This is a genomic window from Microbacterium sp. Gd 4-13 (assembly GCF_003095395.1).
In the GTDB taxonomy this organism is placed as follows: domain Bacteria; phylum Actinomycetota; class Actinomycetes; order Actinomycetales; family Microbacteriaceae; genus Microbacterium.
This window is the reverse complement of record NZ_QEIJ01000007.1, coordinates 31138-44500: the sequence shown is the minus strand read 5'-3', so window position 1 is coordinate 44500 and position 13363 is coordinate 31138. Positions and strand designations below refer to the sequence as shown.

Sequence of the window (13363 nt, the reverse complement as noted above, 5' to 3'; positions counted from 1 at the left end):
TCGACGACGACGGTCTGGCTGCTCTCGGGGTTCGCGCGAGCGGGGTCTCAGCCGAGGCAGTTCGGGCCCAGCAGCCCCTTCAGCTCGCCGTACAGATCGGCCGTGACTCGCACGGGCATGGGCACCTCGAAGACCTTCGCGGTGCCTCCGCGGTGCAGTCGGAGAGACACCTCGGTCTCGCCGCGATGCCGCTCGAGCACTTCCGCGAGGTCTTTCACGAGCACCTCCGTGGCCCGCTGCTCGGGCATCAGCAGCACGAGCGGGCCGGAGGCATCGACGGCGCCGAGGTCGGGAGACAGGGCGGACTGCGCGTGCAGGTTCAGCCCGTCATCCCGTCGGGACACGCGCCCGCGCACCACGAGAATCGAGTCCTGCTGCAGGACGGGTGAGAACTCCTGGTAGGTCTTGCCCATGAACATGACCGTGACCTCACCGTCGAAATCCTCGACCGTGATCATGCCGTAGGGATTGCCGCTCGCCTTCGCCACGCGATGCTGCACGCTCGTCACAAGGCCCGCGACGGTCACCTGGTCGCCGTCTTCGATGCTCTCGGAGGCCAGGAGGTCGTGGATGCTGGTCGACGCGTGCTTGGCCAGGGGTACCTCGAGGCCGGCCAGCGGGTGATCGGACACGTAGAGCCCGAGCATCTCGCGCTCGAAGGCGAGCTTGTCCTTCTTGGTCCATTCCGGGCGATCGGGCACCTTGGCCGGCACGGCCTCCTCGGCCTCGTCGTACAGGCTGTCGAAGTCGAAGCCGATGGCCCCCGTCGCTTCCTTCCGCTTCACGTCGACCGCCGCCTCCGCGGCATCCTCGTGGATCTCGTGGAGCGCACGGCGCGTCGCCCCCATCGAGTCGAACGCGCCCGCCTTGATGAGCGATTCGACCGTGCGCTTGTTCGCCGCGGGTCCGGGCACGCGGGCGAGGTAGTCGTGGAACGACGTGAAGGGTCCGTCAGCGCGGGCTGCGACGATTCCGTCGACCACGTTCGCGCCGACGTTGCGCACGGCGCCGAGTCCGAAGCGGATGTCTTCACCGACGGCCGCGAAGTAGCGGATCGACTGACCGACGTCGGGCGGCAGCACCTTGATGCCCATGCGACGGCACTCGTTGAGGTAGACGGCCATCTTGTCTTTCGAGTCACCGACGCTCGTGAGGAGCGCGGCCATGTACTCGGCCGGATAGTGCGCCTTCAAGTAGGCGGTCCAGTACGAGATCATCCCGTAGGCGGCCGAGTGCGCCTTGTTGAAGGCGTAGTCGGAGAACGGCAGCAGGATGTCCCAGAGGGTCTTCACGGCCGCTTCGCTGAAGCCGTTCTTCTTCATGCCGCCCTCGAAGCCCGCGTACTGCTTGTCGAGCTCGGACTTCTTCTTCTTGCCCATCGCTCGGCGGAGGATGTCGGCCTCGCCGAGGGTGAAGCCGGCCACGCGCTGCGCGATCGCCATCACCTGCTCCTGGTAGATGATCAGGCCGTAGCTCGTGTCGAGGATGTCGGACAGCGCCTCTTCGAGCTCGGGGTGGATCGGCGTGATCTCCTGCTGACCCGTTTTGCGCAGCGCGTAGTTGATGTGCGAGTTCGCGCCCATGGGGCCCGGACGGTACAGCGCGATGAGGGCGGAGATGTCTTCGAAGTTGTCGGGCCGCATGAGCCGCATGAGGCTTCGAAGCGGGCCGCCGTCGAGCTGGAACACGCCGAGCGAATCACCGCGCGTGAGCAGGTCGTAGGCGCCGCGATCATCGAGGGGCAGGTCTTCGAGAACGAGCGGGTGCCCCCGGTTCGCTTCGATGTTGTCGAGTGCGTCGTTGATGATCGTGAGGTTGCGCAACCCCAGGAAGTCCATCTTGATCAGGCCGAGCGACTCGCACGCGGGGTAGTCGAACTGCGTGACGATCTGGCCGTCCTGCTCGCGGCGCATGATCGGGATGATGTCGATGAGCGGCTCGCTCGACATGATGACGCCGGCCGCGTGGACGCCCCACTGGCGCTTCAGGTTCTCGAGGCCGACCGCCGTGTCGAAGACCGTCTTGGCCTCGGCGTCGGTCTCGATGACGGTGCGGAACTCCGACGCCTCCTTGTACCGGGGGTGGTTCTTGTCGAACATGCCGCCGAGGGGCATGTCTTTACCCATCACCGCCGGGGGCATGGCCTTCGTGAGCCGCTCCCCCATGCTGAAGGGGAAGCCGAGCACGCGCCCGGCGTCTTTCAGCGCCTGCTTCGCCTTGATCGTGCCGTAGGTCACGATCTGCGCGACCCGCTCGCTGCCGTACTTCTCGGTGACGTACTGGATGACCTCGCCGCGGCGACGGTCGTCGAAGTCGACATCGAAGTCGGGCATCGAGACGCGGTCGGGGTTGAGGAAGCGCTCGAAGATGAGACCGTGCTGCAGCGGGTCGAGGTCGGTGATGCGCATCGCGTACGCCGCCATCGATCCCGCACCGGAACCTCGCCCGGGCCCCACGCGGATGCCGTTTTCTTTCGCCCAGTTGATGAAGTCGGCGACGACGAGGAAGTAGCCGGGGAAGCCCATCTGCACGATGACGCCGGTCTCGTACTCGGCCTGCTTGCGCACCTCGTCGGAGATGCCCTCGGGGTAGCGGTACTCGAGGCCCTTCTCGACCTCTTTGACGAACCACGACTCTTCTGTCTCGCCCGCGGGCACGGGGAAGCGCGGCATGTAGTTGGCCGAGGTGTCGAACTCGACGTCGCAGCGCTCGGCGATGAGGAGCGTGTTGTCGCAGGCCTCGGGGTGGTCGCGGAAGACCTGCCGCATCTCGGCGGCGGTCTTGACGTAGTAGCCGTCGCCGTCGAACTTGAAGCGCTTCGGGTCGTCGAGGGTGGATCCGGACTGCACGCAGAGCAGGGCGGCGTGACTCGTCGCGTCATGCTGGTGCGTGTAATGGAGGTCGTTCGTGCCGACGAGCGGGATGCTGAGTTCCTTGGCGATCTTCAACAGATCACCCATCACGCGGCGCTCGATCGAGAGACCGTGGTCCATCAGCTCGACGAAGTAGTTGTCGCGGCCGAAGATGTCTTGGAACTCGGCGGCGGCGGCCTTCGCGGCGTCGTACTGGCCGAGACGCAGGCGGGTCTGCACCTCGCCCGAGGGGCAGCCGGTGGTGGCGATGAGCCCCTTGGAGTAGGTCTGGAGCAGTTCGCGGTCCATGCGGGGCTTGAAGTAGTAGCCCTCCATGCTCGCTTTCGACGACAACCGGAACAGGTTGTGCATGCCCTGGGTCGTCTCGGAGAGCAGAGTCATGTGGGTGTACGCGCCCGAGCCCGAGACGTCGTCGCTCTGCTGCTCGGGGCTGCCCCACCGCACGCGGGCCTTGTCGGAGCGGTGCGTGCCCGGGGTGACGTAGGCCTCGATGCCGATGATCGGCTTGATGCCGGCATCTTTCGCGGTCTTGTAGAACTCGTAGGCCGCGAAGGTGTTGCCGTGGTCGGTGACGGCGATCGCCGGCATGTCGAGCCGGGCCGCCTCCTGGACCATCGGCCCGATCCGGGCCGCGCCGTCGAGCATCGAGTACTCGCTGTGCACATGGAGGTGAACGAAGGAGTCTGCTGCCACGCCCCGAGTCTACGTTCGGGCTCTGACACGGTCGCCCTCCCCCGCTACCGTTGTGGCATGCCCACCCCCGATTTCGTCCTCGAACTGCGTGAGCTGGTCGGCACGCGCCCGCTCCCCCTCGTCGGTGTCACCGCCGTCGTCGTCCGCGACGACGAGGTGCTCCTCGGCCGCCGGTCCGACAACGGCGCGCTGACACCCGTGACCGGCATCGTCGACCCCGGAGAAGAACCCGCCGACGCCGCGTGCCGCGAGGCTCTCGAGGAGGCAGGGGTCGTGATCCGCGCCGATCGCCTGGCCTGGGTGCACCAGATCCCGCGGGTCACCTACGACAACGGCGACCAGAGCGACTACCTCGACCTGACCTTCCGCTGCACCTGGGTCTCGGGTGACCCGTACCCGGCGGACGGCGAGATGACCGAGGTCGGCTGGTACCGCCTCGACGACCTCGCCGACGTCGGCGACGAGATGCGCGCCCGGATCGCGTCGGCCCTCGCCGACCGCCCCGAGGCGAGGTTCGAGCAGGGGGCCTGAGCGTCGGCGCGCATCCGACGACCTCGATCCGACGACCTCGTCGCCATGCGCAGCATCCGCCAGACTCTTCGCCGGGCGACTGCGCCACGTCCCTGCGTATGACACCGGAGTCCGCTGCGGTCATTCGCCGGAATGCGCCACATTCCTGCGAAAGGGCGGGTCAGTCGGCGCGGAGGATCTCGAGCGCGCGGGCCAGATCCGCGGGGTAGTCCGAAGAGAAGGTCGACCACTCGCCGGTCGCAGGGTGCGCGAAGGCGAGACGGTGGGCGTGCAGCCACTGCCGGGTGAGCCCGAGGCGGGCGGAGATCGTGGGGTCGGCGCCGTACAGCGGGTCGCCGACGCACGGATGACGGTGGGCGGCCATGTGCACACGGATCTGGTGAGTGCGACCGGTCTCGAGGTGGATCTCGAGGAGCGACGCCCCCGGGAACGCCTCGATCGTCTCGTAATGGGTGACGGAGTCCTTGCCCGACGGGGTGACCGCGAACTTCCAGGAGTGCGTGGGGTGTCGGCCGATGGGGGCGTCGATCGTGCCCGAGAGAGGGTCGGGGTGCCCCTGCACGATGGCGTGGTAGATCTTCTCCACCTCACGCTCTTTGAACGCGCGCTTCAGAGCGGTGTAGGCGGTCTCGCTCTTCGCGACCACCATGAGCCCGCTCGTGCCGACGTCCAGGCGGTGCACGACGCCCTGCCGTTCCGCGGCGCCGGTCGTGGCGATGCGGAAGCCCGCCGCCGCGAGGGCGCCCAGCACCGTCGGCCCCTCCCACCCGACCGACGGGTGCGCCGCGACGCCGGCGGGCTTGTCGACAACGACCATGTCGTCGTCGTCGTACACGATGCCGAGGTCGGGGACGGCGGTCGGCACGATCTCGGGTTCGCGCCGGGGCGTCCACTCGACGCTCAGCCAGGCACCCGCGCGGAGTCGATCCGACTTCTCGACCGCGCGGCCGTCCTGGGTCACCCCACCGGCGTCGGCGACGTCCGCGGCGAAGGTGCGCGAGAAGCCGAGCATCTTGGCGAGGGCCGCGTCGACGCGCGTGCCGTCGAGCCCGTCGGGAACGGGGAAAGAGCGTGACTCCACGATCAGCGCTCGGCCGGGTCGCCGGGTTCGGCCGCGCCGCGTGCCGGAGCGCCGGTTCCGGCCACCGTCGTGTCGGAGGCGGGGTCGGATGCTTCGGCCTCGGCGTCGTCGGATCCGCGACGCGGCTCACGGGTGCCGTCGAATCGCAGACCCACGAGAACGATGATGGCGACGCCGATCATCATCGTCACGATGAACATGTCGGCGATGTTGTAGATCGCCGGCATCATCCACGGCGTGGAGATGTAGTCGACGACGTGACCGACCGCGAACCCCGGTTCGCGGAAGAGCCGATCGGTGAGGTTGCCCAGCACGCCGCCGAGCAGCAGACCGAGCACGATCGCCCACGCCCGCGAACGCAGGCGGGTGACGGCGATCCAGACGATCGCCACGGCGACGGCAGCAAGGGCGATGGTGAAGATCCAGGTGACGCCCTCGCCCAGCGAGAACGCCGCTCCGGGGTTTCGGATCAGGTAGAGCTGCAGGAAGTCGCCCAGCACCGGAACCACCCGTTCGGGCGGGAGGTTCTCGATCGCGAGGTACTTCGCGAACTGGTCGGCGGCCAGCACCAGCACCGCGAGGATCGCGATGATGGCGCCGGCCGCCGCCTTACGCAGGGGGTCTCGGCGTGGCACCGAGCCGGCCTAGAGACCGATCGCCGAAACCGGGGTGGAACCCGACGGCGTGGCGGTGGTGTCGAGGTCGCGGAGCTTGCCCTCGATGTAGCTGCGCAGCTGCGTGCGGTAGTCGCGCTCGAACGTGCGCAGCTCGGTGATGCGGGTTTCGAGCGTGGCGCGCTCGCGGTCGAGGCGTGCCATCTCTTCGCGGCCCTTCGCCTCGGCCTCGTTCACGATGCTCGCGGCCTGCGACTGCGCGTCGGAGATGAGCTGGTCGCGCTGCGCCTTGCCCTCGGCGACGTGCTCGTCGTGCAGGCGCTGGGCCAGCTCGATGATTCCGGCGGATGCGGCGGCGGGGCCTTCGTTCGAGGCTGCGGGCGCCGGAGCGGGAACCTCTTCGATGACCTCCGCCTCGGCGACGGGCTCAGCCGCGGCGGGCTCCTCGACGGCCTCGGGCGCGGCAGCGGGGGCCGACTCGCCGGACTCGAACGCGGCGAGCTTCGCCTTCAGTTCTTCGTTCTCGGCGATCGTCTTGCGCCACTCGACGACGATCTCGTCGAGGAAGTCGTCGACCTCGTCGGGGTCGAAACCCTCTTTGAAGCGGACGTGCTGAAACTGCTTCGTGACGACGTCATCGGGTGTCAATGCCATGGTGGTTCCTCTTCCGAGAGATCTGGTCGCGGGGCCGATGTCGGGGGTGGCACACCGCCGCGTGCCGCTTCGGACCAGCATAGTCTCAGCCTCAACGGCATGTCGAAGTGCGAATCCGTGATGCGGCGCGTCGACGACGCGTCAGTTCACGACGCCAGAGCGCGGGTGACGCTGAGCAGGATGAAGCAGAGCAGCATCGTCAGCATGAAGGCGAAATCGATCGCCACCGGCCCGACCCGCAGGGGCGGGATGAACCGGCGGAACAGCTTGATGGGCGGGTCGGTGACGGTGTAAACGAGCTCCGCCGCCACGAGACCTGCTCCGGTCGGTCGCCACGATCTGTTGAACATCGGGATGTACTCCAGCACGAGCCGCGCGAGAAGCACGAGCACGTACAGGAACAACAGGACGTTGAGGATCGAGGCGACGAGGCCGACGACGTTCACCGTGGATTACGGGGCGAACGAGGCCGGGGCGAACGGCGTCGCCTCGGGGTCGGCCTGTGCGACCGCGCCTTCGCCGGAGACGGCGACGTTCTCGGGCGACAGCAGGAAGACCTTGCTGGTGACGCGCTCGATGCGACCGTAGAGGCCCAACGACAGACCGCTCGCGAAGTCGATGAGACGACGGGCGTCGGCGTCGGACATCTGCGAGAGGTTGATGATCACGGGGATGCCGTCGCGGAAGTTCTCGGCGATCGTCTGGGCATCCCGGTACTGCTTGGGGTGCACCGTCAGGATCTCGCTGATCGGTCCGGCGGTGGGCTGGCGCACGACGGTCGGCCGGTGCAACGGGGTCACCGTCGCCGTCTTCTCGACGACTGCGGGCTGCTGCTGCTTGCGGCTCGTGGGCTGCGGTGCCGGCTCATCGAACGTCTCCTCCTCGTCGGCGAGGCCCAGGTACACCATGGTTTTCTTGAGCGGGTTCGACATCGCATCCTCCGTTCGCTCGTGTGGTTTGAGGCTATCCGCGAGTAGGGCGCGGACCCGTTATTGCCGAGCCGATCCGTAGGTGTGTCGCACCCATCGAGATCGCCTCGGGAAAATCTGCGGTCATTCCGGCTGAGATCCAGTCGGAATCGGGAACTATCGTGCGCACCTTGGCACTGGCCTCGGCGAGACGCTCGAACGCACGAGCGGGCTCCTCGTCGAGCGGGGCGACCGCCATGACTCCCCTGAGGCGGAGCCCGGCGAGACCGGCCACGCGCTCGGCCAGCTCGACGACGCCTTCGGGAGACACCCCGCCCCGGCCGAGGTCGTCGGTGAGGTTGACCTGCACGAGGACGTCGAGCACGCCGGATTCCGGCTGGCCCGCAGCATCCAGGGCGTCGGCGATCCGTGCGCGATCGACCGAGTGGACGACAGAGGCCGCGTCGCGCACGGCTCGCGCCTTGTTCGTCTGCGCCTGCCCGATGAAGTGCCACGAGAGCCCGCCGAGCGGACCGACCTCGGCCCTCTTCGACGTGAGCTCCTGCTGACGGTTCTCTCCGACGTCGCGCACCCCGAGGGCGTACAGCGCCTCGACGAGGCTGGCCGGGTGGAACTTCGTCACGACGATGCGGGTGATCTCCGCCGGATCGCGATGCGCCGCGCGCGCCGCCTCGGCGATGCGCGCGTCGACGGCGGCGAGCCGCTCGGCGAGCTGATCGTCCACGTCACTCCTTCTCGATCGCCGCGGGCTCCACGCCCGCGGCGCCCGGGGTCACTTCAGGAAGTCGGGGATGTCGAGGTCGTCGTCACCGAACGCCGAGTCGTACGCCGGCTCGGGCACGTTGGCGGTGACCGGGACGGACTCCTTCTTCTTCTCCTCGACGACGGTGTCGCGCTCGCGCGACGCCTCGTCGGCGGCGGGGACCGTGGGCAGCGCCGGTGGCACCGGGGTGCGCTGCGCGACGACCGGGTCGATCCGCAACGACGGCTCTCCCCCGTCGAAGCCGGCGGCGATGACGGTCACGCGCACCTCGTCTCCGAGGGTGTCGTCGATGACCGTTCCGAAGATGATGTTGGCCTCGGGGTGCGCGGCCTCCTTGACGAGCTGCGCGGCGTCGTTGATCTCGAAGATGCCGAGGTTCGAACCGCCCTGGATCGACAGCAGCACGCCGTGCGCACCCTCGATCGATGCTTCGAGAAGAGGCGATTCGACCGCGAGCTCGGCGGCCTTGATCGCCCTGTCGGCGCCCCGGGCCGAGCCGATGCCCATGAGGGCCGACCCCGCCCCCTGCATGACCGATTTGACGTCGGCGAAGTCGAGGTTGATCAGACCGGGGGTCGTGATGAGGTCGGTGATGCCCTGCACACCGGCCAGGAGAACCTGGTCGGCGGTGGCGAACGCCTCGATCATCGAGATGCCGCGGTCGCTGATCTCCAGCAGCCGGTCGTTCGGGACCACGATGAGGGTGTCGACCTCTTCCTTGAGCTTCGTGACACCCGCCTCGGCCTGGCTCTGGCGACGACGACCCTCGAATGAGAAGGGCTTGGTCACGACACCGATGGTCAGCGCACCGATGGACTTCGCGATGCGCGCCACGACCGGCGCGCCGCCCGTGCCGGTGCCGCCGCCTTCTCCGGCGGTCACGAAGACCATGTCGGCGCCCGAGAGGGCCTCTTCGATCTCCTCGGCGTGGTCTTCTGCGGCGCGGCGGCCCACCTCGGGGTCGGCACCCGCGCCGAGTCCGCGAGTGAGCTCACGGCCCACGTCGAGCTTCACATCGGCGTCGCTCATGAGCAGTGCCTGCGCATCGGTGTTGATCGCGATGAACTCGACCCCGCGCAGTCCGAGCTCGATCATGCGGTTGACCGCGTTGACGCCGCCGCCGCCCACGCCGACGACCTTGATCACGGCGAGGTAGTTCTGGTTCTGGCTCATGCCGGCCTCCGTTGTATCGAACCCCGAAACCCTCAACCTCAGCTAAAGGGTTAAAGAATTGCCCGGTATGCAATTCCTGATTCCGAAGGTAAGCCGCGCTTCCGCGCCGTGCCGCCAGGCGGCGGGCGTGTCGCGACAAAATCCATCGGACGGATCGCTCAACTGACGACGACGGCCTCGGGCGACGACACGTCATAGCTGCGCACGCCGTCGGGCGGACGGTTGATCATGACCTTCAGAAGCGTCTCGGCTTTGAGCGCCGACTGCTCCGCGCTCCCCCACACCACCCGCGTGTTCGTCGCACCCAGCGTGAACGAGACGTCGTCGGGAGTCGAGGCGGTCACGGCGGTCACCTGCGCGCGGATGCTGTCGGGGAGCGTACGGATCACCTGGCCCGCGGCACGGAACGCCTCGGAGCCCGTGCCACCGGTGATGTCGAACGCCGGGAGCCCCGCGGGCGCCTCGGGGCTCGTCGAGAGCGCGACGCCGGCCGCGTCGACGACCGTGAAGCCCGCGCTCGACTGCACCACGCCGACAGGCTGACGCTCGACGACGCGAACGACCAGGTCGTTCGGCGGGCGGGCCTCGAGGCTGTACGACTCGACGAGCGGGAACGTCACCAGCGCGGCCTTGATCTCGCTGTCGTCGATCAGCGGAAGCGGTGTGCCGATCTGATCGTCGAGGGCGGCCGCGACGGCAGCGGGATCGAGCTGCGAGGTGCCGATGACCTCGATCCGCTGCACGGCGAACAGGGGGCTGTACGCCACGCCGAAGCTGCCGGCCACGAGCACCACGAACGCCCCGAGCACGCCCAGCCAGACCATGCGTCGACGGCGCTGGCGCACGGTGAATCGCCGCACCTCGGCACGTAGCGCGCGACGCCGGGCACGAGCGGCGCGCCACACGTCGCGGAAGCCGAGGTCGGCCGCCTCGTCGGACGGCGCGGTGGCTGAGGTCTCGATCGGTGCGGGGCGTCGGCGGTCGGCCTCGAACGGGAGCACCGGCGCGGCGTCGCCCCCGGGGGCGACGACGGACGGCTCCGGCGGCGCGGGCGGGCGCGGCTCGGGCGGCGGGGGCAGCGGGGTCGGCCGGCGCACCCTGGCTCAGCTCTCGCCGTCAGCGGGCTCGATCCGGCCGAGCGCCTCCACCACCTGCGGAATGATGAGGTTCACGTTGCCGCAGCCCAGCGTCACGATGTAATCGCCCGGACGCGCCGTCGCGGCGGCGTAGTCGGCGGCGTCCTGCCAGTCGGCCACGAAGTGCACGTGCGACGGATCGGTGAACGCGTCGCTGACGAGTTCGCCGGTCACCCCGGGGATCGGGTCTTCGCGCGCACCGTAGACATCGAGCACCACGGTGTGGTCGGCGTGCGACTCGAGCACTCTCGCGAACTCTCGGTACATGGCTGCCGTGCGCGAGTACGTGTGCGGCTGGTGGAGGGCGATGATGCGCCCCTCACCCACGACCGTGCGCGCCGCCGACAGCGCTGCGGCCACTTCGGTCGGGTGGTGCGCGTAGTCGTCGTAGACGCTCACTCCGCGTTCGACGCCGTGCAGCTCGAAACGCCGCGCGGTGCCGCCGAACCCCTCGACCGCCCGAACGGCCGCCTCGAGCTCGAACCCCAGCTGCAGCAGCACGCCGACCGCACCGGCGGCGTTGATCGCGTTGTGCGCACCCGGGACGCGCAGCGACGCCTCGACGGTGCGCCCCTCGTGGGTCACGGTGAAGCGGACCGGTCCGACGGTGCGGATGTCGCTGACGCGGAGGTCGGCCGCATCCGATTCGCCGAAGGTCAGCACGCGCGGATGCTGCATCGCCTCGCGCACCCGTCGCGCACCGGTGTCGTCGGCCGAGATCACGACGCCCTCGCTCGCGCCGTCGGCGAACCGCGCGAACGCGGCGTAGAACGCGTCGTCGGAGCCGTAGTGGTCGAGGTGGTCGGGATCGACGTTCGTGATGAGGGCGATCGAGGTGTCGTACAGCTCGAACGTGCCGTCGGACTCGTCGGCCTCGATGACGAAGAGCTCGTCGGAGCCCGTGCCGCTGGAGACGCCGAGGTCGGCGATGACGCCGCCGTTGACGAACGTCGGGTCGGCGTCGAGAGACCGCAGCGCGGTGACGAGCATCCCCGTCGAGGTCGTCTTGCCGTGGGCACCGGCGACCGAGACGAGTCGGCGCCCGCCGATCAGCCAGTGCAGCGCCTGCGAGCGATGGATCACGGCGAGGCCGCGCTCCTTGGCCGTGACGAACTCGGGGTTCTCCGGCCAGATCGCGCCGGTGTGCACGACGGTGTCGGCATCGCCCAGGTGCGCCGCATCATGGCCGACGAAGACCGTGGCGCCGAGGGCGGCGAGTTCGCGCAGGCCCGGGCTGTCGGCGCGATCGGACCCCGAGACGCGGATGCCGCGGGCGAGGAACATCCGCGCGAGACCCGACATGCCGGAACCGCCGATCCCGATGAAGTGGGCCGCCTCGATGTTCTCGGGGATGGGCAGGCTGAGGTCGGGTCTGATCATGGCGCGTCAATCCTAAGTCGGGGCTGCTGGGAGGGGACCGGCGGCACGCGGGGCGAGGGGCGCGTCGCGCATCCGGCGCGAACACCGCACAATCGAAGGCGTGATCGACATCGACCCCGCTTCCGCCATCCCTCCGTTCGAGCAGCTGCGCGCCGGGATCGTCGCGGCCGTGTCGACGGGTGACCTCGCCGCGGGGCACCGGCTGCCCACCGTGCGTCGCCTCGCGGAAGACCTCGGGGTCGCCCCCGGCACGGTCGCCCGCGCGTATCGCGAGCTCGAGGCATCCGGAATCATCGAGACCCGAGGTCGCAACGGCACCTACGTCTCGTTCTCGGACGACCCGGCCCGCGAGCAGGCTCAGCGCGCCGCGGCCGTCTTCGCCGACCAGATGCGCACACTGCGGATCGACCCCGCCGACGCCCTCGCCCTGGCCACGGCCGCACTGAAGGCGTGACGCCTCGTCAGCGCGCGAGCGCGCGATCGATCAGGGCGATGACGTTCTCGGTTCCGGTGCGCGTGCCGACGGATGCGGCGGCGTCGCGCATCGCGGCGATGCGGTCGCCGTCGGTCAGGAGCGGCACGACCTCGGCACGCACGCGCTCGGGGGTGAACGCGGAGTCGGGGATGACGAAAGCCGCGCCGGCGCGGACGGCGGAGGCGGCGTTCAGGCTCTGCTCGCCGTTGCCGACCGCGTACGGGACGTAGACGGCGGGGATTCCCAGTGCGCTGATCTCGCTGACCGTGGCCGCGCCGGAGCGCGAGACGATCAGATCGGCGATCGCGAACGCCAGGTCCATCCGGTCGACGTAGCGACGGAGCGCATACCCGTCGACACCCGGATCGGGCAGCTGGGATCGATCGCCCGTGACGTGCAGGAGCTGCCACCCGGCGTCGAGCACGTCGCGCCACGCTCCTCCGAACGCCTCGTTCAGCCGCAGAGCACCGAGCGACCCCCCGAAGACCAGCAGCGTCGGGCGCTCGGGATCGAGCCCGAAGTGTGCGGCGGCCTCCGCGCGCAGGGCGCCGCGGTCGAGGTCGACGATCTCGCGGCGCAAGGGCATGCCGACCACCGTGGATCGACGCAGCGGCGTTCCGTCGAAGGCGACGCCCACCTCGGCGGCCGCGCGCGCGCCGAGGACGTTCGCCAGACCCGGCTTCGCGTTGGCCTCGTGCACGACGAAGGGGATTCCCGCGCGGCGAGCCGCGATGTAGGCCGGCGCCGAGGCGTAGCCGCCGAAACCGACGACGACGTCGACGCGGTGGTCGAGGATGTGCCGACGCACCTGGGAGATCGCTCGCCGGAACCGGTTCGGGAAGGCGGCGGCCGCAGCATCCAGTCTCCTCGGGAAGGGGACCTTGTCGACGACCAGCAGCTCGTAGCCGCGTTGCGGAACAAGGCGCGCCTCCAGCCCCTCCTTCGTGCCGAGCACCCGCACGACCGCCTCGGGATCACGTGCGCGGAGCCCGTCGGCGACGGCGAGCAGCGGGTTCACATGACCGGCGGTGCCACCGCCGGCGAGAAGGTACGTCGTCACC

General features: G+C 69.3%; 13 protein-coding genes. 2 read left to right on the top strand and 11 right to left on the bottom strand.

Going from position 1 to position 13363, the window contains the following annotated elements; translation table 11 throughout:
- Window positions 1-47 precede the first annotated feature (47 nt).
- On the bottom strand, window positions 48-3566 hold the full coding sequence (gene dnaE, locus DEA06_RS12950) for a DNA polymerase III subunit alpha (protein ID WP_116648429.1): 3519 nt from the start codon (window positions 3564-3566) through the stop codon (window positions 48-50).
- Window positions 3567-3623: 57 nt separating this feature from the next.
- On the opposite strand from dnaE, the gene DEA06_RS12945 reads away from it, so the two are divergent.
- Window positions 3624-4097, top strand: a complete 474-nt coding sequence (locus DEA06_RS12945; RefSeq protein ID WP_116648428.1) for an NUDIX domain-containing protein — start codon at window positions 3624-3626, stop codon at window positions 4095-4097.
- A gap of 160 nt (window positions 4098-4257) precedes the next feature.
- Here DEA06_RS12945 and DEA06_RS12940 read toward each other — a convergent pair whose 3' ends face one another.
- The 9 genes from DEA06_RS12940 to murC form a co-directional block, all read right to left on the bottom strand.
- Window positions 4258-5178: an RluA family pseudouridine synthase gene (locus DEA06_RS12940; RefSeq protein WP_116648427.1), complete on the bottom strand. Its 921-nt coding sequence runs from the start codon at window positions 5176-5178 to the stop codon at window positions 4258-4260.
- A 2-nt stretch (window positions 5179-5180) separates the two neighbouring features.
- Window positions 5181-5813 carry a signal peptidase II gene (gene lspA, locus DEA06_RS12935; protein WP_116648426.1) on the bottom strand — a complete coding sequence of 211 codons (633 nt, stop codon included), beginning with the start codon at window positions 5811-5813 and terminating at the stop codon, window positions 5181-5183.
- A 9-nt stretch (window positions 5814-5822) separates the two neighbouring features.
- Window positions 5823-6446 (bottom strand): DivIVA domain-containing protein, encoded by a 624-nt coding sequence (locus tag DEA06_RS12930; RefSeq protein ID WP_116648425.1) that lies wholly within the window; start codon window positions 6444-6446, stop codon window positions 5823-5825.
- Window positions 6447-6592: 146 nt separating this feature from the next.
- Entirely contained in the window at window positions 6593-6892 is a 300-nt protein-coding gene (locus DEA06_RS12925; RefSeq protein WP_116648424.1) for a YggT family protein, read from the bottom strand.
- A 6-nt stretch (window positions 6893-6898) separates the two neighbouring features.
- Entirely contained in the window at window positions 6899-7378 is a 480-nt protein-coding gene (sepF, locus tag DEA06_RS12920; RefSeq protein ID WP_116648423.1) for a cell division protein SepF, read from the bottom strand.
- Window positions 7379-7409: 31 nt separating this feature from the next.
- Window positions 7410-8099: a YggS family pyridoxal phosphate-dependent enzyme gene (locus DEA06_RS12915; protein ID WP_116648422.1), complete on the bottom strand. Its 690-nt coding sequence runs from the start codon at window positions 8097-8099 to the stop codon at window positions 7410-7412.
- Window positions 8100-8147: 48 nt separating this feature from the next.
- Complete coding sequence (gene ftsZ, locus DEA06_RS12910; RefSeq protein WP_116648421.1) at window positions 8148-9311, bottom strand: cell division protein FtsZ; 1164 nt, start codon at window positions 9309-9311, stop codon at window positions 8148-8150.
- A 158-nt stretch (window positions 9312-9469) separates the two neighbouring features.
- A complete protein-coding gene (locus DEA06_RS12905) occupies window positions 9470-10408 on the bottom strand; it encodes an FtsQ-type POTRA domain-containing protein (protein WP_116648420.1) in 939 nt (312 codons plus the stop codon).
- A gap of 6 nt (window positions 10409-10414) precedes the next feature.
- Window positions 10415-11827 carry a UDP-N-acetylmuramate--L-alanine ligase gene (gene murC, locus DEA06_RS12900; protein ID WP_116648419.1) on the bottom strand — a complete coding sequence of 471 codons (1413 nt, stop codon included), beginning with the start codon at window positions 11825-11827 and terminating at the stop codon, window positions 10415-10417.
- 100 nt (window positions 11828-11927) lie between these two features.
- Between murC and DEA06_RS12895 the strand changes: the two genes are divergently transcribed.
- On the top strand, window positions 11928-12281 hold the full coding sequence (locus DEA06_RS12895; RefSeq protein ID WP_116648418.1) for a GntR family transcriptional regulator: 354 nt from the start codon (window positions 11928-11930) through the stop codon (window positions 12279-12281).
- A gap of 7 nt (window positions 12282-12288) precedes the next feature.
- On the opposite strand, the gene DEA06_RS12890 is transcribed toward DEA06_RS12895, so the two are convergent.
- On the bottom strand, window positions 12289-13362 hold the full coding sequence (locus tag DEA06_RS12890; RefSeq protein ID WP_116648417.1) for a UDP-N-acetylglucosamine--N-acetylmuramyl-(pentapeptide) pyrophosphoryl-undecaprenol N-acetylglucosamine transferase: 1074 nt from the start codon (window positions 13360-13362) through the stop codon (window positions 12289-12291).
- Between the last annotated feature and the right edge of the window lies 1 nt (window position 13363).

Excerpts from the sequence above, each read along its gene's own strand:
- DEA06_RS12945 (WP_116648428.1), top strand. The coding sequence starts at position 3,624 with ATGCCCACCCCCGATTTCGTCCTCGAACTGCGTGAGCTGGTCGGCACG.
- sepF (WP_116648423.1), bottom strand. The coding sequence starts at position 7,378 with ATGTCGAACCCGCTCAAGAAAACCATGGTGTACCTGGGCCTCGCCGAC.
- ftsZ (WP_116648421.1), bottom strand. The coding sequence starts at position 9,311 with ATGAGCCAGAACCAGAACTACCTCGCCGTGATCAAGGTCGTCGGCGTG.
- murC (WP_116648419.1), bottom strand. The coding sequence starts at position 11,827 with ATGATCAGACCCGACCTCAGCCTGCCCATCCCCGAGAACATCGAGGCG.
- DEA06_RS12930 (WP_116648425.1), bottom strand. The coding sequence starts at position 6,446 with ATGGCATTGACACCCGATGACGTCGTCACGAAGCAGTTTCAGCACGTC.